This window comes from Corynebacterium sp. NML98-0116, assembly GCF_001767255.1.
GTDB lineage: Bacteria > Actinomycetota > Actinomycetes > Mycobacteriales > Mycobacteriaceae > Corynebacterium > Corynebacterium pseudogenitalium.
In genome coordinates this window covers 1,821,408-1,840,680 of record NZ_CP017639.1, presented here as the reverse complement: position 1 = coordinate 1,840,680, position 19,273 = coordinate 1,821,408, and the positions used below count along the sequence as shown (strand labels likewise).

16 protein-coding genes are annotated in these 19,273 nt (G+C 62.6%); 10 read left to right on the top strand and 6 right to left on the bottom strand.

The annotated features are described in order from the left end of the window. Positions 1-141 precede the first annotated feature (141 nt). The 3 genes from BJP05_RS08435 to BJP05_RS08425 are packed head-to-tail and all read left to right on the top strand — an operon-like array spanning position 142 to position 5,175. Entirely contained in the window at positions 142-3,279 is a 3,138-nt protein-coding gene (locus BJP05_RS08435; RefSeq protein ID WP_084028611.1) for an error-prone DNA polymerase, read from the top strand. Between the two features lie 19 nt (positions 3,280-3,298). After that, positions 3,299-3,805, top strand: coding sequence for a PH domain-containing protein (locus BJP05_RS08430; RefSeq protein WP_240492743.1), 507 nt, complete (start codon positions 3,299-3,301; stop codon positions 3,803-3,805). After that, positions 3,802-5,175, top strand: a complete 1,374-nt coding sequence (locus tag BJP05_RS08425; RefSeq protein ID WP_070363014.1) for a PH domain-containing protein — start codon at positions 3,802-3,804, stop codon at positions 5,173-5,175. The genes BJP05_RS08430 and BJP05_RS08425 overlap by 4 nt, the downstream gene beginning before the upstream one ends. Here BJP05_RS08425 and BJP05_RS08420 read toward each other — a convergent pair. Both BJP05_RS08420 and BJP05_RS08415 read right to left on the bottom strand, forming a co-directional pair. Beyond that, positions 5,172-6,140 carry a S1 family peptidase gene (locus BJP05_RS08420; RefSeq protein ID WP_070363013.1) on the bottom strand — a complete coding sequence of 323 codons (969 nt, stop codon included), beginning with the start codon at positions 6,138-6,140 and terminating at the stop codon, positions 5,172-5,174. The two genes, BJP05_RS08425 and BJP05_RS08420, sit on opposite strands and share 4 nt — an antisense overlap. A gap of 69 nt (positions 6,141-6,209) precedes the next feature. After that, positions 6,210-6,680 carry a tRNA (cytidine(34)-2'-O)-methyltransferase gene (locus BJP05_RS08415; RefSeq protein ID WP_070363012.1) on the bottom strand — a complete coding sequence of 157 codons (471 nt, stop codon included), beginning with the start codon at positions 6,678-6,680 and terminating at the stop codon, positions 6,210-6,212. A gap of 23 nt (positions 6,681-6,703) precedes the next feature. Between BJP05_RS08415 and BJP05_RS08410 the strand changes: the two genes are divergently transcribed. Further along, a complete protein-coding gene (locus BJP05_RS08410) occupies positions 6,704-7,552 on the top strand; it encodes a bifunctional methylenetetrahydrofolate dehydrogenase/methenyltetrahydrofolate cyclohydrolase (RefSeq protein ID WP_205634833.1) in 849 nt (282 codons plus the stop codon). Further along, positions 7,545-7,880, top strand: a complete 336-nt coding sequence (locus BJP05_RS08405) for a DUF3017 domain-containing protein (RefSeq protein ID WP_240492742.1) — start codon at positions 7,545-7,547, stop codon at positions 7,878-7,880. The genes BJP05_RS08410 and BJP05_RS08405 overlap by 8 nt, the downstream gene beginning before the upstream one ends. A 7-nt stretch (positions 7,881-7,887) precedes the next feature. Here the strand turns inward: BJP05_RS08405 and BJP05_RS08400 are convergent, their stop codons facing one another. Both BJP05_RS08400 and BJP05_RS08395 read right to left on the bottom strand, forming a co-directional pair. Continuing rightward, complete coding sequence (locus BJP05_RS08400; protein WP_070363009.1) at positions 7,888-8,982, bottom strand: homoserine O-acetyltransferase; 1,095 nt, start codon at positions 8,980-8,982, stop codon at positions 7,888-7,890. Between the two features lies 1 nt (position 8,983). Further along, the gene (locus tag BJP05_RS08395) at positions 8,984-10,306 is read right to left on the bottom strand and encodes an O-acetylhomoserine/O-acetylserine sulfhydrylase (RefSeq protein WP_070363008.1); all 1,323 of its coding nucleotides are present in this window, start codon (positions 10,304-10,306) and stop codon (positions 8,984-8,986) included. Positions 10,307-10,651: 345 nt separating this feature from the next. Between BJP05_RS08395 and BJP05_RS08390 the strand changes: the two genes are divergently transcribed. Beyond that, the gene (locus tag BJP05_RS08390; RefSeq protein ID WP_145945263.1) at positions 10,652-11,512 is read left to right on the top strand and encodes a hypothetical protein; all 861 of its coding nucleotides are present in this window, start codon (positions 10,652-10,654) and stop codon (positions 11,510-11,512) included. A 230-nt stretch (positions 11,513-11,742) separates the two neighbouring features. Here BJP05_RS08390 and BJP05_RS08385 read toward each other — a convergent pair whose 3' ends face one another. After that, a complete protein-coding gene (locus tag BJP05_RS08385; RefSeq protein ID WP_070363006.1) occupies positions 11,743-13,956 on the bottom strand; it encodes an NADP-dependent isocitrate dehydrogenase in 2,214 nt (737 codons plus the stop codon). A gap of 103 nt (positions 13,957-14,059) precedes the next feature. Between BJP05_RS08385 and BJP05_RS08380 the strand changes: the two genes are divergently transcribed. The 4 genes from BJP05_RS08380 to BJP05_RS08365 all read left to right on the top strand — a co-directional run bounded on the left by BJP05_RS08380 (position 14,060) and on the right by BJP05_RS08365 (position 17,997). Continuing rightward, on the top strand, positions 14,060-14,977 hold the full coding sequence (locus BJP05_RS08380) for an exodeoxyribonuclease III (protein ID WP_070363580.1): 918 nt from the start codon (positions 14,060-14,062) through the stop codon (positions 14,975-14,977). A gap of 1 nt (position 14,978) precedes the next feature. After that, complete coding sequence (locus tag BJP05_RS08375; protein WP_070363005.1) at positions 14,979-15,767, top strand: trimeric intracellular cation channel family protein; 789 nt, start codon at positions 14,979-14,981, stop codon at positions 15,765-15,767. Between the two features lie 43 nt (positions 15,768-15,810). Beyond that, positions 15,811-16,818: a tryptophan--tRNA ligase gene (gene trpS / locus BJP05_RS08370; RefSeq protein ID WP_070363004.1), complete on the top strand. Its 1,008-nt coding sequence runs from the start codon at positions 15,811-15,813 to the stop codon at positions 16,816-16,818. A gap of 81 nt (positions 16,819-16,899) precedes the next feature. Continuing rightward, the gene (locus BJP05_RS08365) at positions 16,900-17,997 is read left to right on the top strand and encodes a YhjD/YihY/BrkB family envelope integrity protein (protein WP_070363003.1); all 1,098 of its coding nucleotides are present in this window, start codon (positions 16,900-16,902) and stop codon (positions 17,995-17,997) included. On the opposite strand, the gene BJP05_RS08360 is transcribed toward BJP05_RS08365, so the two are convergent. Continuing rightward, a complete protein-coding gene (locus tag BJP05_RS08360) occupies positions 17,957-19,228 on the bottom strand; it encodes a D-alanyl-D-alanine carboxypeptidase family protein (protein ID WP_070363002.1) in 1,272 nt (423 codons plus the stop codon). The two genes, BJP05_RS08365 and BJP05_RS08360, sit on opposite strands and share 41 nt — an antisense overlap. Positions 19,229-19,273: the final 45 nt, after the last annotated feature.

Below are 19,273 nucleotides of genomic sequence, written 5' to 3'. Positions count from 1 at the left end.
GTCTCCTTTATGTCTTTCGTTGGGGAATCATTGATGGTTTGAAAACTTAGCATCTATTGGACCGCTTAGTCTATCCCTGGCTGCAAACGTTGAATATAAATCCACTTGCGCGAGCATTCGAACATGTTTACACTATCGAACATGCGATTCAATGGGGGTGCTCCACTGACATGGTCAAAGCTGGAGCGGATACTGTCTGGGAACGACGTCGGTCCTGTCGTTCCGGTAGATCACCTCACCTTTGCTGGTGAAGCGGAGGGTGAGGGGGTCGGTGGGCGGCGCGGTGGGGTGCCATTCGCCGAGTTGCACGCGGTGTCGTCCTATAGCTTCCTTGGCGGGGCGAGCGAGCCTGAACAGCTGGTCGCGCGCGCTCGGTCGCTCGGTCTTTCGGCGCTTGGCCTGTGTGATCGTGACGGTTTCTACGGTGCAGTGAAGTTTGCGGAAGCTGCTGCTGCGGCCGGGATGCCCACGGTGTTTGGTGCAGAGCTGACGCTGAAAGAGGGGGTGCTGCCCGTCCTGGCCCGTGGTGCGGAAGGGTACCGGAGGTTATCGCATCTGATGTCGCGCGCACACATGGAGGGTAGGCAAAAAGGCGAGCTCCCGTACCCGCCGATGTGGGAAATCGGGGAGTGGCTTGATGGCTCCTGCTTAGCGCTTGGCGGGTGGGAGTGGACCCCGCTATTCGATAAATTGAGCGAGAGCTTCGGGGTGGAAAATGTGGTGAGGGAGTACGTGGTCTCACTCATGCCGGATGACGCCGATCATCACCAACAATTAGACCGCTTCGTTCATCTTCCCGCCATAGTGAGTACCCGGCCTGCCGCTGCGACGCGCCGACACGCGCGCCTCGCTGCAGCGAAACATGCGCTTGGCCAGCGCCGCGCGCTGCGGCAAGACGTTGCTGACCTGCACCCCATGGGGGCGCACTGGCTGCGCAGCGGGCAGCAGCTCGCCCGGCTGCTGCCGGGATGTGAGCCGATGCTGGCCACCACCGTGGAGCTTGCCGAACAGTGCGCGTTTACGCTCGACCTTGTCGCGCCAAACCTACCGGACTACGACACTCCTGCTGGCCACAATGAGATGAGCTATCTGAAGGAGTTGACCTACGCGAGTGCGCAGGTGCGGTACGCGACGCGCCCGGAAAACATCCGTGAGCAGGCGATGAAGCAGATTGCTTACGAACTCAGCGTGATTGAGGAGCTCCAATTCCCCGGCTACTTCTTAATCGTGTACGACCTGGTCGACTTTTGTCGGCGCAGCAATATCCTGTGCCAAGGCCGTGGGTCGGCGGCGAACTCAGCGGTCTGCTTTGCTCTCGGGATCGCGAACGCCGAGCCGATCAGCGCTGGCCTTCTTTTTGAGCGTTTCCTGTCGCCGGACCGCGATGGCCCACCGGATATCGATATTGATATTGAGTCCGGCAGGCGCGAAGAAGTAATCCAGTACGTTTACCGGCGCTACGGCCGCGAGCGTGCCGCGCAGGTGGCGAACGTGATTACGTACCGGAGGAAGGGTGCTGTTCGTGACGCTTCCCGGGCGCTCGGGTACCCACAAGGTGCTGCGGATGCCTGGTCAAAAGGACTCAGCGACCCGCCGGAGCAGGTATGTACGTTGGCGGAGGAGTTCATTGGCCAGCCACGCCACCTCGGGATCCACTCGGGCGGGATGGTGATCTGCGACCGGCCGATCGCGGACGTCGTTCCCATCGAGTGGGCGCGCAAGGAACAGCGCTCTGTGGTGCAGTGGGACAAAGACGATTGCGCTTCGGCGGGGTTGGTGAAGTTTGACCTGCTCGGGCTCGGCATGCTGGAGGCCCTGCATCACATGGTGGACCTCGTACGCGATACAACGGGCACCGAGGTGCACCTGTGGGAGCTCGACCTCGCCGACACCAACGTCTACGACATGCTGTGCCGCGCGGACGCCGTCGGGGTATTCCAGGTGGAGTCGCGCGCGCAACTTTCCACGCTGCCACGGCTGAAACCACAGCGCTTCTTTGACCTCGTGGTAGAGGTGGCCCTCATTCGCCCAGGCCCAATTCAAGGCGGATCCGTTCACCCATATCTACGGCGCCGCGATGGCCTCGAGCCCGTTATCTACGACCACCCGGTGCTGGAAAAGTCCCTCGGGAAGACGCTGGGTATTCCGTTGTTCCAGGAGCAGCTCATGCAGATCGCCGTCGACGCCGCAGGATTCAGCGGCCGGGAGGCCGACGCGCTGCGCCGCGCGATGGGTTCGAAGCGTTCTCCAGCAAAAATGGCGGCGCTCAAAGCCCGGTTCTTCGAGGGCTGCAACACCACGAACGGGATCGGGGCGGACGTCGCGGAAAAGCTCTGGAACAAGATCGTCGCGTTTGCCGCCTACGGATTTCCGGAGTCGCACTCGCAATCGTTTGCGTCGCTTGTGTACTTCTCCGCGTGGATGAAGTACTACTACCCGGCCCAGTTCTGCGTCGGCCTGCTGCGGGCACAGCCGATGGGCTTCTACTCGCCCCAGTCCCTGATTCAAGACGCCCGCCGCCACGGCATCACGGTGTTGCCGGTGAGCGTGAACGGATCCGGCGTACAGGCGCGCTGTATAGATAATGACACAATTCGGATCGGGCTGAATTTGGTGAAGGGGGTCGGGGAGAAGGCTGCGGCCAGGATCGAGAAGGCCGCGCCGTTCACGGACATCGCGGACCTGGCGCGTCGGGCGGAGCTGACCGTGGAGCACGTCGAGGCGCTCGCCAAGGCGGGTGCGCTGGACTGCTTCGGAGGGGAGCGTCGACAAGCAGTGTGGGCTGCGGGCATCGCAGCAACAGAGCGCGACGGCATGCTGCCTGGGCTTTCAGGTATCGACGCCCCAGCGCTGCCCGGGATGACCGCGTTCGAGCTGCTCGCGGCCGATGTTGCCGCCACGGGCGTTACCCCCGACACGCAGCCGATGCAGCTGCTGCGCGAACACTTGCAACGGGAGGGGATTCTCCGAGCGGTCGACCTTCGTAGCGTGGAAGACGGTACCCGCGTCCGCGTCGCAGGCGTGGTCACGCACAGGCAGCGGCCGCAGACGGCATCAGGCCTGACGTTTCTGGGGATGGAGGACGAAACCGGGCTGCTGAACATCATGGTGTCGCCGGGGCTGTGGAAGCGACAGCGCGTAGTGGCGCGCACAGCGCACGCGCTGGTGGTGCGCGGGATTGTCCAAAATGCGTCAGGTGCGGTCAGCGTCGTGGCGGACCGTCTGGAGCAAATCGATGTCGGCCAGTGGCTCTCGCGTGGTTCACGTGATTTTCGGTGAAGTCGCTAGGGTAGGGCCCATGGAACAGCAGACTGACGCACTCGCGAGACCACCGCTACCGGCCTCGGTTGAGCAGATGCACCGCGTATCACCGAAGTACATGGTGCCCATGCTGGTGACCAACACGGTGTGGGCGCTGATTGTCATCGGCAGCCTGCTGTGGGCGCAGTGGAAGTACGGCGGCTGGTGGATGTGGGGAGCGGCCGTCTGCGGAGTGTTCTTCATCTGGAAGTACTTCCTTATCCCGTTCCAGGTACGCAACCTGGCGTGGCTGGAAACGAACAACGAGCTCATCCTGAGCCAGGGGAAGATGTGGCACACGCTCACCGTTATCCCTTACGGGCGCATCCAGTTCGTGGACGTCAACACGGGACCGGTGATGCGGATACTTGGGCTCAAGAAGTTGGTGGTGAACACGGCATCGGTCAGTTCGGTGACCACGCTGCCTGGACTTCCCGCCCACGACGCCGACGCGCTGCGTGACCGGCTTGTAGTCAAAGCACGCGAACAGATGAGTGGCCTATGACGGCGGCCTCTGAGTACCGGCGGGTCCACCGACTGACCCCGTTGCTGCGCGTGTGGGCGACGCTGCTTGCGCTGCTCACGATCGCTGTCTTCAACTTCACGATGCCCCTAGTCAACTGGCTGCAGGACGAAGGCATCGGCATCATGGATGTGGGCGTGGCCGTTGGCGTGTTCGTCGTTGGCCTGCTCGTAGTGTTCATTATTTCGCAGCTGTGGTGGGCCAAGATCGGATTCCGCGTTGGCGAAGAAGACATCGAGCTGACGCGAGGGGTGCTCACCACTAAGGTGCGCACCGCTCGCTACGACCGGATCCAGGCAGTCGACGTCATCGAACCGTTCGCGCCGCGCCTGTTCGGGCTTGCGGCGGTGCGCGTCGAGGCGGCCGGAGGCAACAATTCGGCCATCGAGATCGCCTACCTGCCCCGCGCGGAAGCGGACGAACTACGCGCCGAGATCCTGCAGGCCATTGCTGCCCGCCCCGGCGCAGCTGCGTCCGCGTTGACGCCCACCGAGCAAGACGCCGACCCGGCTAATACGCTGGTGCCACCAATCCCGATTGGTCGTTCGCTGCTTGCTGCGGCGTTCCAACTCTCAACCATCATTACTGTTGTCTCGAGCGCCGTCCCGCTCTTCACCGATCTCTCGATCACCGCGGCAGTACCGATCCTCGTCGGGTTCGTGCCACAGATCTGGCGCACCATCGACCACTCGTGGCGCTTCAATTCAGTGCTTGACGACGCCACCTCCGGCAGCAACGGGGCCGTCATCAACATGACGTACGGGCTTGCGAACCGCAGGCACCAAGCGGTCCCGCTGCACCGCATCCACGCGGTACAGCTTCGCCAGCCACTGCTGTGGCGCATGTTTGGGTGGTGGACCGTCTCGGTGACTGTGGCCGGGTACGGGTCCGAGCGCAACAAGGCAACTGGCACGTCCAAGCTGCTGCCGGTCGGGACCTTGGAGCAGGCCATGCAGGTCATCGACGCGATTGCGCCGTTGTCCGGTGAGGCGATGCGTGACATGTCGCGTGCACAGCTGCGCTCCCCGCGCTCTGCGCGGTGGGTTTCACCGGTTGATTGGCGGCGGCAGACGGTCACGCTGTACCCAGAGGTCACAGTGGTCACGTTCGGTCGCCTGTCCCAGCGGTACCAGATGGTGGAAAACGTGCATATCCAGGAGCTTTCCTTCAAACAAGGGCCGTTGCAGCGCAGGCTTGGCCTCGCGCACGTGCGCTTTGATCTGGTCCCTGGAGCCGTCAAAATGGTGGCGCGGGATATGCGCGCGGGGGAGGGGCGTTGGCTCGTCGATACGCTGCGCACCCGCACGCTGCCTGGCATGGACGATGCGGTAGCGCTCGTCGAGGAGACTTAGTTGTGGATGGTCAGGCCCCAGTATTGGATGGCGCTGCCGATCTCCATGGCGCCTACGCGGGTCTTATTCGCATCGGACACGTTGGAGTTGACGCCTACGGCCCACACTCCAGAGTTGTCGGCGGCGAAGACCGCGCCGCCTGAGTCTCCGCGATCGGTGATGCTGCGGAAGTAGAAGAGGCCGTTGTTTCCGATGCTTTCGAACTCTCCACATGAGTAACCGGTGGTGGCGCCGAGACGGCAGATGGCCATGCCGCGTGCCTGTGCTTCTTGCGGGGTGATCCAGCCGCGGAGCGGAAGATCCAACGGGAGTGTTGAGGAATATCGCGCATCGCCGGTGATTTCGATCAGCCCGATATCGGCGCCGACGATACCGCCGTATGCGTCCTTCTCCAGATAGGACTCCACCATCTCTCCGACATACGACCAGTTGCCTTGGGCGTCCTGCACGTAGAACTGATCGCCGCGATCGCCACAGTGGCCCGCAGTGATGATGAAGATCCGCTCGCCTTTGGATGCAAGGAAGCCCGTCGAACAGCCCGAGCTTTGTGTCTCGTTGATGATCCTGCCGCCAGGTACGATCCCGCCAGGCTGCTCCAGCCACTTCCAGTCGACGGAGTTGTGGTAGTACACGCCACGGTTGTCGTCGCGGCCCCGTTGCCCAGATGAGTCGTTTCTCGGATCGATGACGTTGCGTTGAATCGGTGGCTCGACGCGCTGGCTGGGGGCGCTTGGGCGTTCGCGGTAGTCCGGTTCTGGCCGGTACGGTGACTGACGGGCGGAGGTAGTAGTAGCTGGTGTCGGAGAGTTCTCGTTAAGCATTGAGGCTATGTCCGAGACTGCGGCGTCTTGCTCGGCGCGCCACGCGTCGAGCTCTTCATCGGAGGAACCCGAACAACTCGCCAACAATGCAGAAGCGGCGAGTACAGCGGTCAAACGGGCACGGGATGCAGTCGTAGAGAGCATGGCGGACTCGTTTCAATTAAGGGGCAGGGTAACAGGCACAGATCTTAACAGCTGTAGCAACCCTTCCGCTTAGACTCCGCCGACGAATCCCAACTGCCGCCAGGCCTCGAAGACGGCGACGGACGCGGAGTTGGAAAGGTTCATTGACCTGCGGCTCGGCAGCATCGGGATGCGGAGCTGCTTGGTCACGCGCGGGTGGCTGCGGTGTGCTTCGGGGAGACCGGTCGGCTCGGTGCCGAAGAGGAGGGCGTCACCGTCGCGGTACTCGACGTCCTGGTAGTAGTCGGTCGCCTGGGTGGTGAACGCGAAGATGCGGGCATCCGGGATGGCGGCGAAGCAGGCGTCGATAGTTGGGTGGATCTGGACGTCCGCTAGGTCGTGGTAGTCCAGCCCTGCGCGCTTCAGGTGCTTGTCTTCGAAGTTGAACCCGAGTGGCTCCACCAGGTGCAGTACGGCGCCGGTGTTTGCGCACAGCCGGATTGCGTTGCCGGTGTTGCCTGGGATGACGGGATTGTCAAAGATAACGTGAAAAGCGCACATGGTTACAGTCTAGGATGGTCACCGTGACTGCGATTAAATTAGACGGAAAACTGTACCGCGAGGAGATCTTTGCAGATCTCAAAACACGAGTCGCCGCCTTGCGAGAGCGTGGAATCACGCCGGGGCTGGCCACCGTGCTAGTCGGCGATGATCCCGCGAGCCAGAACTACGTGCGCATGAAGCACCGCGACTGTGAGGAGCTCGGCATTGCCTCCATCATGAAGGAGCTGCCGGGGGACATCACGCAGGAAGCACTCGAGGAAGTCATCGAGGAGCTCAACAACGACGACGCCGTCACCGGCTACATCGTGCAGCTGCCCCTGCCGAAGCACCTGGATGAGAACCGCATCCTGGAACTGATCGACCCGGACAAGGACGCCGACGGCCTGCACCCGGTCAACCTGGGCAAACTGGTGCTTAACGAGCCCGCGCCGCTGCCGTGCACCCCGAACGGTTCCATCAAGCTGCTGGAGCGCTTCGGCGTGGATCTTAACGGCGCGATCGTGTGCGTCATCGGCCGCGGAGTAACCGTGGGCCGCCCAATCTCGCTGATGTTGACCTCGCGTAACGTCAACGCCACGACGGTGCTGTGCCACACCGGCACCAAGGATCTGGCCGCGGAGACGCGCCGGGCGGACGTGGTCATCGCGGCGGCTGGCAAACCACACATGATTACGGCGGACATGATTAAGGAAGGCGCCGCGCTGCTGGACGTGGGCGTCTCTCGTGTCGACGGCAAAACAGTCGGCGACCTGCACCCGGATGTGTGGGAGAAGGCGGGCTGGGTCTCGCCGAACCCTGGTGGCGTTGGCCCGATGACTCGCACGTTCCTGGTCCGCAATATCGTGGAGCGGGCTGAGCAGCTTGCCTAACTCGGCAGAAGGGTTGTCGCTGGACAACCCTCATGACATTGGGAACCCGCCCTCGCCTCTGCCTCGGAACGTGCAGGTGGCGATGGTCGGCGTGTTCATCCTGGGTTTTGTCGCCGCGGGGGTGTGGTCGCTGACGGATCATTGGCGGCGTGCCACGTTCACACTCGGGGCGACCATGCTGTGGTGCGCACTGCTGCGCCTGACGTGCGACTCGCAAGTCATTGGTCTGCTGGCAGTGCGCTCCAAGCGTTTCGATATCGCGTTTTCCACCGGCCTGGGCGCCGCGATGGTGTGGCTAGCCTGGTCGGTGGACGCGCTGGGCTCCTAAAGGGATCTTACGCGCTGGTCAGCGCGATGAAGTTGCGCAAGATGTTGTCCATCTGGCGGGCCTCGACGAGAAACGCGTCGTGGCCAACCGGGGATGACAGCTTGTGCATCCCCAGCAGGTTCCCCAGGTTGCGGGACATGTGTTCCTGCTGGTGGTAGGGGTACAAAATATCCGTATCGACGCCCACAATCATCGTCGGCACCGTCGACGAGTGCAGCGCCTTGTTCAGGCCTCCGCGACCGCGACCGATGTCGTGGCGGTTCATGGCTTCAGTGAGTGTGACGTAGGCGCCGGCGTCGAAACGCTTGACGAGCTTCTGCCCCTGGTAGTCCAGGTAGCTTTGCACAGCGAAGCGCTGGTCGTGCTCGCGGTAGGGGCCGAGTGGGTTTTCGCCTTCTTGGGCGCTGGTGCCGAAGCGCTCGTCGATTTCGAGCTCACCGCGGTAGGTGAGGTGTGCGATGCGCCGGGCGGCAGCCAGTCCCTCATCGGGGGAGGTGCCGGTGGAGTAGTAGTCGCCGCCGTGCCAGTTGGGGTCGCGCACGATGGCGTAAATCTGAGCCTCCTGGATGCCGATCTGCCAGGCGCTTGCGCGCGCGGAGACCGCCATGACGCAGGCGTAGCCGACAGATTCGGGGTAAAGCAGCGTCCACTCCAGGGTGCGCGCCCCGCCCATGGAGCCTCCCATGATGGCATGCACACGGTGGATACCGAGCTGGGTGAACAAGGTGCGTTCGGCGCGGACCTGGTCGCGGACTGAAAGTGCGGGGAAGCGCGACCCCCATGCGGCGCCGTCGGGATGCGTGCTCGCAGGGCCAGTCGAGCCGTAGCAGGACCCGATCACGTTGGTGCAGATCACGCACCAAGTGTCGGTGTCGAGTGCTTTGCCGGGGCCGATCGCCCCGCCCCACCACTCAGCGGCGTTGGAGTCCCCGGTTAAGGCGTGCTCAACAACAAGGATGTTGTTGTCGCCCTTCGGGTCACCCCGGAACTGCCCCCACCGCTGGTACGCGATGTGGGCGTCCTGGATAGTGGCTCCGGCCTCTGTGGTGAAGTCGCCAATCGGGACTATCTGCAGCTCGCCTTCAGGCGCCAGGTTGGGCATGTTAGATCGCTGCGAATCCGCGCTCGAGGTCCGCAATGATGTCGTCGGCGTCTTCGATACCGACGCTCAGGCGGATGGTTGCCTGGGAGATGCCGGCGCGTGCCAGGCCCTCCGCGTCCGACTGGGAGTGCGTCGTCGTGGCCGGGTGAACCACCAGGGAGCGGACGTCGCCGATGTTCGCCAGGTTCGAGTGCAGCTTGAGGGCGTCGATAAACTTCCAGGCGTTGGTGTGGTCGTCCTTGTCGCCTGCGATTTCGAACGAGAGGACCGAGCCGGTGTAGCGCAGGCCGAGCTTCTCCTTGACCGCGTAGTACGGGGAGGACTCGATGCCGGCGAAGTTCACCTTGGCTACCTTGTCGTGCTCGCTGAGGAACTTTGCCACCTTCAGTGCGTTCTCGTTGTGGCGCTCCACGCGCAGGCTGAGCGTGTCCAGTCCCTGCAGCGCAACCCACGCGTTGAACGGGGAGATTGCAGCGCCGGTGTCGCGCAGGATGCCGGCGCGGGCCTTCAGCGCGAAGGCCGGTGCACCGAGGTCCGCGTACTTCAGGCCGTGGTACGCCGGATCCGGGGTGACGAAGTACGGGAAGACCGGTTTGCCGTCGCGCTCGACGGTCCAGTCGAACTTGCCGCCGTCGACGAGGACGCCGCCGATAGCTGCGCCGTTGCCCGTGTAGAACTTCGTAGTGGAAGCGACGACAATGTCTGCACCGAGCTCCAGTGGGCGGACCAAGGCGGCGGTGGCCATGGTGTTGTCAATAATCAGTGGCACCTGGTTGCGGTGCGCGACCTCCGCGACGGTCGGGATGTCGAGGACGTCGGCGATCGGGTTGCCGAAGGTCTCGCCGTAGAACGCCTTCGTGTTCGGCTGGACAGCCGCCTGCCAGCTCTCTGGATCGTCAGGGTTGTCCACGAACGTGACGTCGATGCCGAGGCGTGGCAGCGTCACCTGGAACAGGGTCTCGGTGCCGCCGTAGATGCGAGGCGAGGTGACGATGTGGTCACCTGCCGACGCCAGGTTCGTGATGGCGGCGGTCTCTGCAGCCATGCCAGAGGCGAATGCGGTAGCTGCGACGCCACCCTCGAGGTCCGCGATGCGGTCTTCGAGCGCTTGCTGGGTCGGGTTGGTCAGGCGAGTGTAGATCGGGCCTGGGTTGGAGAGGTTGAAGCGGTCTGCTGCGTGCTGAGCGTTGTCGAACACGTAGGAGGTGGTCATGTAGATGGGTTGGTTGCGGGCCCCGTAGTCGCTGTCCACTGCCTGTCCGGCGTGGATGGTGCGGGTGTTGAAGGACCAATCTTTCGTATTGCTGTTGTCGTATTGAGTCATGGGGAACAATGTAACGCTTGGTAGGTTTCGTGTGAACCAAGCTGTCTAGCAATACTGTTTAACCAGGCGATATATGTGAATATAAATAGAATAGTGAAGAGCGTCCAGCGTCACGCTCACCCCGGGCGGTAGTCATGCCAACTTGCTGGTTCAACCATGTTGACAATAGTGACGGTGATGTACGTTCGTGAACCTTCGCGTCGCGCAACGCGGGGTAGGCCTTCGGCGACGGGAGGGAACCGGTGCCGGGTTTTCGCCGTCAGAACAGACATGGGGATTGACAGAGCACATAAGGCACAACGGCAACGGTGGGAGGAACGGAAGGAAGAGCTACGGCGGGGGATTGTGGACAAGCGGGTTCTTTCCCACAAGGAACTCGACAAACTCCGAGGGCCATATCGGGTGCTCGACACGAGCATTGTGTATGCAGAGACGGGATGGAAAGCGCTGAGGTTCCACGAACGTCAGTGGCTGCGCGTCGAAGCTGCTGCGATGATGAGCAGGGAAGCGGTGTTGGTCGGAAGATCGGCCGCGCGCATGCACGGCATTTGGGTGATTAGTACGACGGAAGAACCCGTCGAACTGTGTCTGCTTTCGAGGGGGAGCCCGCCATCTCGCCGAAACCGGGAGGGGATAATGTTTCGGCGCATGGTGCTGCGTAGCAACGAAATCTCGTTGCGCGACGGCCACCGGGTTACTAACGGTTTCCGAACGTTTGCTGACATCGCCCGCCATTACGGCTTCGTCGAAGGGCTCGTCGCTGCCGACTACCTTCGGTGTAGTGGGTTTACGTTTGAACTTCTTGAACGGGAGGCATCCCAACTTGGCAGGCTAAAGGGCGTTGCCGTGGTCCGGGAGTGCATCCGGCACTGTGTCGCGGATTCCGGTTCGCCCTACGAATCTTTCGCACGCGCTCTGCTGATCCGGGCGGGGATCGGCCCTTTGTTTACGCAGTACGAAGTGGCTGGACGCTACGCGGACCTCTGCGTCGACGGCTGGCTGCTCATCGAGATCGACGGCAACGTGAAATACCAGGGACCCAACGCCGAACGCGCGCGGCAGGAAGAGTTCGAGCGACAGAAGATGATCGCTAACAGGGGCTACGTCTTCCTGCGTTACCCGCCGTCTTTCTTGCGTCGGTACCCCGATCAGTTCATCCGCGAGGTCCGCGACACCATCGCTGGCCGCCGGGCAGCCCTCGGGTGAGTACCTGCTTCTCGACGCCACCACACCCGCAGCCCGCTCTTTGCCGAGGATGGTAACCAGAGGACGGTAATCAGCCGAGTAGAGGTGATCGCCGTCGGCCCAGTTACTCGGCTGATTACCATCCTCTGGTTACCACGTAGAGGTACCATCCTGGGCGCCAGGTCAAGAACCGTAAACGAAACCCCGGCCGCCGCGAAAACGCAGCAACCGGGGCCGATCAAACCGAGGGTTTACTTCAAACCGTCAATCACCTTGTTAAACGTTGCCGACGGACGCATGACGGCAGTGACCTTGGCCTCCTCAGGCCAGTAGTAGCCACCCAAGTCGGCAGGGGAGCCCTGCACCGCGAGCAGCTCTGCGTCGATGGTCTCGGCGTTCTCTGCCAGCGCTGCAGCAACCGGGGCGAACGTGGCCGCCAGGTCCGCGTCCTCAGACTGCGCGGCGAGCTCTTCGGCCCAGTAGCGTGCCAGCCAGAAGTGGGAGCCGCGGTCGTCGATCTCGCCGACCTTGCGCGATGGCGACTTGCCTTCGTTGAGCAGCTTCTCCGTTGCGCGGTCCAGCGCGTCACCGAGGACGCCTGCCTTCTCGTTGCCCTTGGTGTTCTTCTCGTGGCGGAAGGACTCTGCAAGTGCGAGGTACTCGCCGAGGGAGTCCCAGCGCAGGTGGTTCTCCTCCTGGACCTGCTGCACGTGCTTCGGTGCGGAGCCGCCAGCACCGGTTTCGAAGAGGCCGCCGCCAGCCATCAGTGGAACGACGGAGAGCATCTTCGCGGAGGTGCCCAGCTCCAGAATCGGGAACAGGTCGGTGTTGTAGTCGCGCAGGACGTTACCGGTCACGGAGATGGTGTCCTCGCCGCGGCGGATGCGCTCGACGGAGACCTTCGTTGCCTCAACTGGGTTCAAGATGGAGATGTCCAGGCCGTCCGTGTCGTGGTCCTGCAGATATTTCTCAACAAGGGAGATGAGGTTGCGGTCGTGTGCGCGCTCCTCGTCGAGCCAGAAGATGGCCTTCATGCCGGACAGGCGTGCGCGGTTGACCGCGAGTTTGACCCAGTCCTGGATCGGGGCGTCCTTGGTCTGGCATGCGCGCCAGATGTCGCCGGCCTCGACGTCGTGCTCAATGAGTACGTCGCCGGCCTTGTTTACAACCTGGACCTTGCCGTCGGCAGGGATCTTGAAGGTCTTGTCGTGGGAGCCGTACTCCTCAGCCTTCTTCGCCATCAGGCCGACGTTTGGCACGGTGCCCATGGTGGTTGGGTCGTAGGCGCCGTTGGCGCGGCAGTCGTCGATAACCGCCTGGTAGACGCCCGCGTAGGAGGAATCCGGGATGGTCGCCAGGGTGTCCTGCTCCTGGTCGGCAGCGTTCCACATGTGGCCCGAAGTGCGGATCATCGCAGGCATCGAGGCGTCGATAATCACGTCGGATGGTACGTGCAGGTTGGTGATGCCCTTGTGGGAGTTGACCATCGCCAACGCCGGGCCGTCCTTCAGTGCCTGCTCGAAGGCCGCGCGGATCTCCTCACCATTATCGACGCCAGCAAGGCCATCGAGGATCGCGCCCAGGCCGTTCTCGCCGTTCAGGCCAGCAGCGAAAAGGGTCTCGCCGTACTTGTCGTAGACGTCCTTGAAGTACGCGCGGACGACGTGGCCGAAGATGATTGGGTCGGAGACCTTCATCATCGTTGCCTTCAGGTGAGCGGAGAAGAGCACGCCCTCTTCCTTGGCGCGCTTGACCGCGTCGAGAAGGAACGCGTCGAGCGCCTTGGCGGACATGAAGGTGCCGTCCACGACTTCGCCAGCTTCGACAGCCAGGGAGTCCTTGAGGACGGTCTCGGTGCCATCATTGGCGACCAGCTTGATGGTCAGGGAATCGGCCGCCGGCATGATGACGGACTTCTCGTTGTGGCGGAAGTCTCCAGCATCCATGGTCGCAACGTTGGTCTTGGAGTCCTTCGACCACGCGCCCATCGAGTGCGGGTGCTTCTTGGTGAAGTTCTTGACGGCCTCCGGCGCGCGGCGATCAGAGTTGCCCTCGCGCAGGACGGGGTTCACGGCGGAGCCCTTCACGGCATCGTAACGCTTCTGGACTTCGCGCTCTTCGTCGGTGGAAGGATTGTCCGGGTACTCCGGCAGGTCGAAGCCAGCGGCCTGCAGCTCTGCGATGGCCTTCTTCAGCTGGACCAGGGAAGCCGAGATGTTCGGAAGCTTGATGATGTTCGCTTCGGGGGTAGTAGCAAGCTGGCCGAGCTGCGCAAGTGCGTCGTCCATCTTCTGCTCGTCGGTGAGACGCTCCGGGAACTGCGCAATGATGCGGCCTGCAAGCGAGATGTCAGCGGTGGTGACATCGAGCCCCGCCTGAGCGGCGAATGCCTCAACGATTGGCTTGAGGGAATAGGTTGCCAGCAGTGGCGCTTCATCGGTGCGTGTCCAAATGATTTGAGCCATGGTTCTCCTTAAGTATCGCGTCAAATGTGTTGCCTAAACCCACAGCGTACAGCTTTTACATACCGCGTGTCTTGTATTAGCGGGGAAAGGTAGGGTCATGGGCATGGTTTTAAGCATTGCTTCGGTCAACGTCAACGGAATCCGCGCGGCAACGAAGGTTCGCAACGAGCTCAATCACGGGATGCACGCATGGCTCGACGCCTCGTCTGTCGACGTCGTGCTGATGCAAGAGGTGCGGGCAACGCAGCAACAAACCGAGCTCGCGCTGGCGCCTGCGCTTGAGCAAGGGTGGTATCTCGCTGTCGCCCCGGCGGAAACTCCGGGCGCGAAAGGCCGCGCGGGTGTGGGAATTCTCTCAAGAACCCCCCTATCTGAGGTAAGCGTTGGCATCCCGGGCTTCGAGGATGCGGGGCGTTTCATCGCGGCGACCCTCGAAAGTGGCGTGCGGGTGGCGTCGCTCTACCTGCCGTCGGGCGCCGCGGAGACGGCGAAACAGGACGAGAAGTACCGCTTCTTCGACCAGTTCGGTCCGGTGCTCGAGGAGCTGCCCGCGAAGTACCCCGACATGGTGATCGCAGGCGACTGGAACATCTGTCACCGCCGCGAAGACCTCAAGAACTGGAAGACGAACCGGAAGAAGTCCGGCTTCCTGCCCGACGAGCGCGCGTTCATGGACTCCGTCTTCGGTGCGTTCCCGGATGACGCCGCGCAGGACCTCGAAGACAAGGAGGCAAGCCGGTGGGCTGGGGCGGTGGAGTATGAGTCGGAGGGGCGTCGACAAGCGAATGACAACCCGCAGTGGTTCGACGTCGCACGCCGCTTGCAGCCCGAGGACGCGCCGTACACATGGTGGACCTACCGTGGCCAGGCGTTTAACAACGACGCCGGCTGGCGCATCGACTACCAGGCCGCAACGGAGTCCATGCTCGAGCGCGCGCAGCGCAGCTGGGTGGAGAAGGCGCCTACGGTTGAGCAGCGCTGGTCGGATCACTCCCCACTCATCGTGGAGTACGACATTTAATATGGACGCAGTCAGCACCGATCAGCTCATCACCGCGCTGTTCATCATCGGTATCGTCGCAGAGGCCATGACCGCGGCTGTCTCCGCGGGCCGCATGCGCATGGACCTCTTCGGGGTCATCACCCTCGGCGCGTTGACCGCGCTCGGCGGCGGCACGGTGCGCAACCTGCTGCTGGGGATTTACCCGATGGTGTGGGTGGAAAAACCCGAGTATCTGCTGCTCGTCGTAGTTGCTTCCGTACTGACTGTCCGCATTAGTTGGCTGATGCACCAGCTGCGTCGCGGCTTCTTAGTTGCCGACGCCATCGGGCTCGCCGCGTTCGTTGTTGTTGGTATTCGAATCGCGATTGAGAACGGCCACGGGTTCATCATTGCCTGCGTGGCCGCCATCACCACCGGTGTGTCCGGCGGTATCATTCGCGACGTCCTCTCCGATCGTGTGCCGCTGGTGTTCCGGAAAGAGCTGTATGCGTCGGCGGCGGTGATTGGCACCGTGGCGTGGTGGCTCATGATGATGGCGAGGGTCCCGGAGTGGGTCAACGTCATTGTTACCGTGCTGCTCGTGCTGGGTATCCGCCTGGTTTCCCTGAAGCGTGGCTGGTCACTGCCGGTCTATGTGTACGACGACGAGCGCGTCGCCGAGATCGACCCGAAGTACGCGCTGACCTCTTACTTCTACCGGCGAGCGCGGATGGTGCCGGGGGCGCGCCAGGTCTACCGCGGCATCAAGCGCATGCGCCGAACCGACCCGCGGCCAAACAATAAGACCGACAAAGAGGAAAAAGAATAGGGCAGGTACCGCACGCGCACGTTCCGGTCTACAGTAGGTAGGCATGACTAAAAAACAGCGCGTACTTTCCGGCATTCAACCCACGGCAGATTCCTACCACCTCGGCAACTACCTTGGGGCATTGAAGCAGTGGATTGACCTGCAAGACGGGTACGACGCGTTTTATTTCATCCCGGACCTGCACGCCATCACGGTCGACCAGGATCCGAAGGAGCTGCGCGAGCGCACCATCGCGGGCTGCGCGCAGCTGATCGCGCTCGGCATCGACCCAGAGAAGTCCACTCTGTTCGTGCAGTCGCATGTGCCTGAGCACACGGAGCTGACCTGGGTGCTGCAGTGCCTCACCGGCTTCGGCGAGGCAAGCCGCATGACGCAGTTTAAGGACAAGAGCCAGAAGCAGGGCCAGGATCGCACCTCGGTCGGTCTGTTCACCTACCCGGTGTTGATGGCCGCCGATATTTTGCTGTACTCGCCACAGGTTGTGCCCGTTGGTGAAGATCAGCGTCAGCACCTTGAGCTGACCCGCACGCTCGCCGAGCGTTTCAACTCCCGCTACGGCTCCACGTTCGTTGTGCCGGAGGGGCTGATTCCGGAAGGCTCGGCAAAGATTTACGACTTGCAGGACCCGACGTCGAAGATGAGCAAGTCTGGGCAGAACCCCAAGGGTCTGATTAACCTGCTGGATGATCCGAAGGTGTCCGCGAAGCGGATCCGTTCCGCGGTGACGGATGATGATGGCGTCGTCGCCTATGACAAGGAAAACAAGCCAGGTGTTTCCAACCTCTTAGTGATCCAGTCTGCGCTGACCGGCACCCCGATCGACTCGCTGGTGGCCAGCTACGAGGGCAAGGGCTACGGCGCACTGAAGGTTGACACGGCCGATGCACTTGAGGCCTTTACGACGCCACTTCGCGCCCGCTACGACGAACTCATGAACGACCGTGGACAGCTGGAACGCATCCTTGCGGACGGAGCGCAGCGCGCACGCGAGATCGCGGCGCCGTTGGTAAAAGACGTGTATGAGAAGGTTGGTTTTCTCGCGGGAGCCTAGCAATTCGGTGGCTAGATGGTGGACCTTTCCGCTACGATGGTGTGCTTAACGTAACAAACCAGAAGTAGGGAAGGGACTGTGATGGCCACTTCGACGTCGCCACAGACGGAGTACACCGATCGGCAGGGCATTGAGCGCGCCACGAAGCAGCAAACAGAGGGCGCTGCGGACGAGATTGCGAAGAAGGCTCCGGCGGTCGGGCACCTGATGCGGATGAACGAGCGTTTCTCCGCGCAGGGCGGTAACCAGCTTTCTGCAGGTATTACGTACTTCTCGGTACTGTCACTCTTCCCGCTGGCGATGTTGCTGTTCGCTGCCCTCGGTATGTTTTTGAACGGGCGCCCGGACATCATGCAGCAGGTGCAGGGCCAAATCACTGAGAACCTCGAAGGGGGACTCGGCGAGACCGTCAACGAGTTGCTACAGGCAGCGATCGACCAGCGTGGAGCCGTCGCAGGTGTCGGTTTGCTCACAACCCTCTGGTCCGGCTTGGGATGGATGAACAACCTGCGAGTCGGCGTTTCGGCGATGTGGAACCTTGACGCGAATGATGGTGGAAACTTCGTCGTGAAGAAGCTGACGGACCTGTTGGGCTTGATCGGTTTGATTCTGCTCTTCATCGTGGCGTTCGGTGTGACCGCTGTAGGTGCATCCTCCTGGACCTCGCAGGCGATGGAGCACTTCGGTCTCGGTGACTTCCCGGGGGCCCGCCTCGTGGTGTGGGCCGTCGGCCTGTTGGTCGGTGTGCTGGCGAACTTCCTGGTTATGTGGTGGATGGTCACGTACATGCCGCGCACGAAGGTGCCGATGAAGTCCGGCCTGAAGGGCGCGCTGCTCGGCGCGGTCGCGTTCGAGCTGGTGAAGCAGTTCGCAACCGTGATCGTCAGCTCGGCGACGGGCAACCCAGCCGGCGCGATCTTCGGCCCAGTGATTGTGCTGATGGTGGTGCTCTATCTCATCTGGCGCGTTGTGCTCTACGTTTCTGCCTGGACCGCAACTACAGAGGAGTCGTTGGAGCTCGAGCCGGTTGAGGTCCCGGAGTCCGCGATCATTAATGTGCGCGCGGGCGCGTACCAGGACCCTGCTAGCAGCGCCTCGGCATCGGGCAAGGCGCTAGGCATTGGGGCCGCGATTGGTGCTATTGGCGTCGGGATCGTTTCTTTGCTGACGCGAAACTAAGCGCGACGGCGAGTGCGGTAACCACCAGCACGCCGCCGACGAGCGCGATGGAAAGCCAGGGAATGCCACCCTGGCTTTTTGCTGTTCCAGGCTGCTCATCAGCGGTATCGGTCGGCTGCGATGTTGTCGTCGGCGTTCCCTCGACAGGGTTCAGCGACGCCACGTGGGTGTGGCCCTCGGAGGCGTAGGCGTAGGACTCGTGGAGAAGCGTCTGCGCCTGCTGCCACGCGCGCATTTTATCCACCGTGGTGTCCAGCACTACCGCCACCAGACGCACGCCGTCGTGGTCGACTGCGCCTACAAACGTGTGGTTCGCGTCATCCGTGTAGCCGGTCTTGCCGCCGATGCCGTCTGGGTCGTTGAGGTAGAGCTTGTTGTCGTTCCACAGCTCGTAGCCCGGGATGTCACCATAGCCGGGGAAGGGGTAGGAGGCGGTGTCTGCGATTTCGGCGAACGCCGGGTTGGAAAACGCGGCCCGGTAGGCGAGCGCCATATCCCATGCCGAAGTGGACATCCCAGCCCGATCCAGCCCGGAGTAGGAGGTTGCGCGGGTGTCGAGCATGCCGAGCTCGCGGGCTTTCGCGTTGATCTTCGTCAGGGTGGCGTCGTCACCGCCGAGCGCCTGCGCGAGCGCATGGGCGGCGTCGTTGCCCGAGGCCATCAGCAGGCCGTGTAGCAGGTCGTTGACGGTGTACTCGCCGCCGGCCCCGATGCCGACGGCGGAGCCCTCCTGGCCAGCGGATTCCTCGCTGACCACAACGCGCTGCTCGCGGGGCAGCTCGTCAATCGCCACGAGTGCGAGCAGCACCTTAATAATCGAGGCCGGCCTGTACCTGCCGTGCGGATCCTTCATCGCAATCACGTCGCCGGTATCGAGGTTGGCGACCAGCCACGCGGACGCGAGCACCCCCTCATCGACATGGAATCCCTCGGGCGCCTCGATGCCGCAGGAGCCCTCGTAGGTTACGGGGAGTGGTTGGAGCGTCTCGGTTTCGCGGGCCTCGGACGTCGATACTGGCTCGGGTGGCCACAGGGAGCGCTCGCAATTGTTCGTGTCCGGCGCATGGAGGCGGACAGGGGGGACCCAGTTGCCGTAGTCGTCGTAAAACCCGGGGCGGGGTGTGACCGTGGTCGTGACCGTCGTATCCTCCGCCTGCGCAAGCGGGGCAGGGGCGAGAGTCAGGCACAGGGGCGCGCACACGGCGCTTGCGATGCGTATTGCAGTGTTCATCGCAGGCTATCGTACGCCAGGTCACCCACGATATTGGTGAGGCTG

Excerpts from the sequence above, each read along its gene's own strand:
- BJP05_RS08380 (WP_070363580.1), top strand. The coding sequence starts at position 14,060 with ATGGTTTTAAGCATTGCTTCGGTCAACGTCAACGGAATCCGCGCGGCA.
- BJP05_RS08415 (WP_070363012.1), bottom strand. The coding sequence starts at position 6,680 with ATGTGCGCTTTTCACGTTATCTTTGACAATCCCGTCATCCCAGGCAAC.
- BJP05_RS08360 (WP_070363002.1), bottom strand. The coding sequence starts at position 19,228 with ATGAACACTGCAATACGCATCGCAAGCGCCGTGTGCGCGCCCCTGTGC.
- BJP05_RS08425 (WP_070363014.1), top strand. The coding sequence starts at position 3,802 with ATGACGGCGGCCTCTGAGTACCGGCGGGTCCACCGACTGACCCCGTTG.
- BJP05_RS08365 (WP_070363003.1), top strand. The coding sequence starts at position 16,900 with ATGGCCACTTCGACGTCGCCACAGACGGAGTACACCGATCGGCAGGGC.
- BJP05_RS08435 (WP_084028611.1), top strand. The coding sequence starts at position 142 with ATGCGATTCAATGGGGGTGCTCCACTGACATGGTCAAAGCTGGAGCGG.
- BJP05_RS08420 (WP_070363013.1), bottom strand. The coding sequence starts at position 6,140 with ATGCTCTCTACGACTGCATCCCGTGCCCGTTTGACCGCTGTACTCGCC.
- trpS (WP_070363004.1), top strand. The coding sequence starts at position 15,811 with ATGACTAAAAAACAGCGCGTACTTTCCGGCATTCAACCCACGGCAGAT.
- BJP05_RS08375 (WP_070363005.1), top strand. The coding sequence starts at position 14,979 with ATGGACGCAGTCAGCACCGATCAGCTCATCACCGCGCTGTTCATCATC.
- BJP05_RS08395 (WP_070363008.1), bottom strand. The coding sequence starts at position 10,306 with ATGACTCAATACGACAACAGCAATACGAAAGATTGGTCCTTCAACACC.
- BJP05_RS08385 (WP_070363006.1), bottom strand. The coding sequence starts at position 13,956 with ATGGCTCAAATCATTTGGACACGCACCGATGAAGCGCCACTGCTGGCA.
- BJP05_RS08430 (WP_240492743.1), top strand. The coding sequence starts at position 3,299 with ATGGAACAGCAGACTGACGCACTCGCGAGACCACCGCTACCGGCCTCG.
- BJP05_RS08400 (WP_070363009.1), bottom strand. The coding sequence starts at position 8,982 with ATGCCCAACCTGGCGCCTGAAGGCGAGCTGCAGATAGTCCCGATTGGC.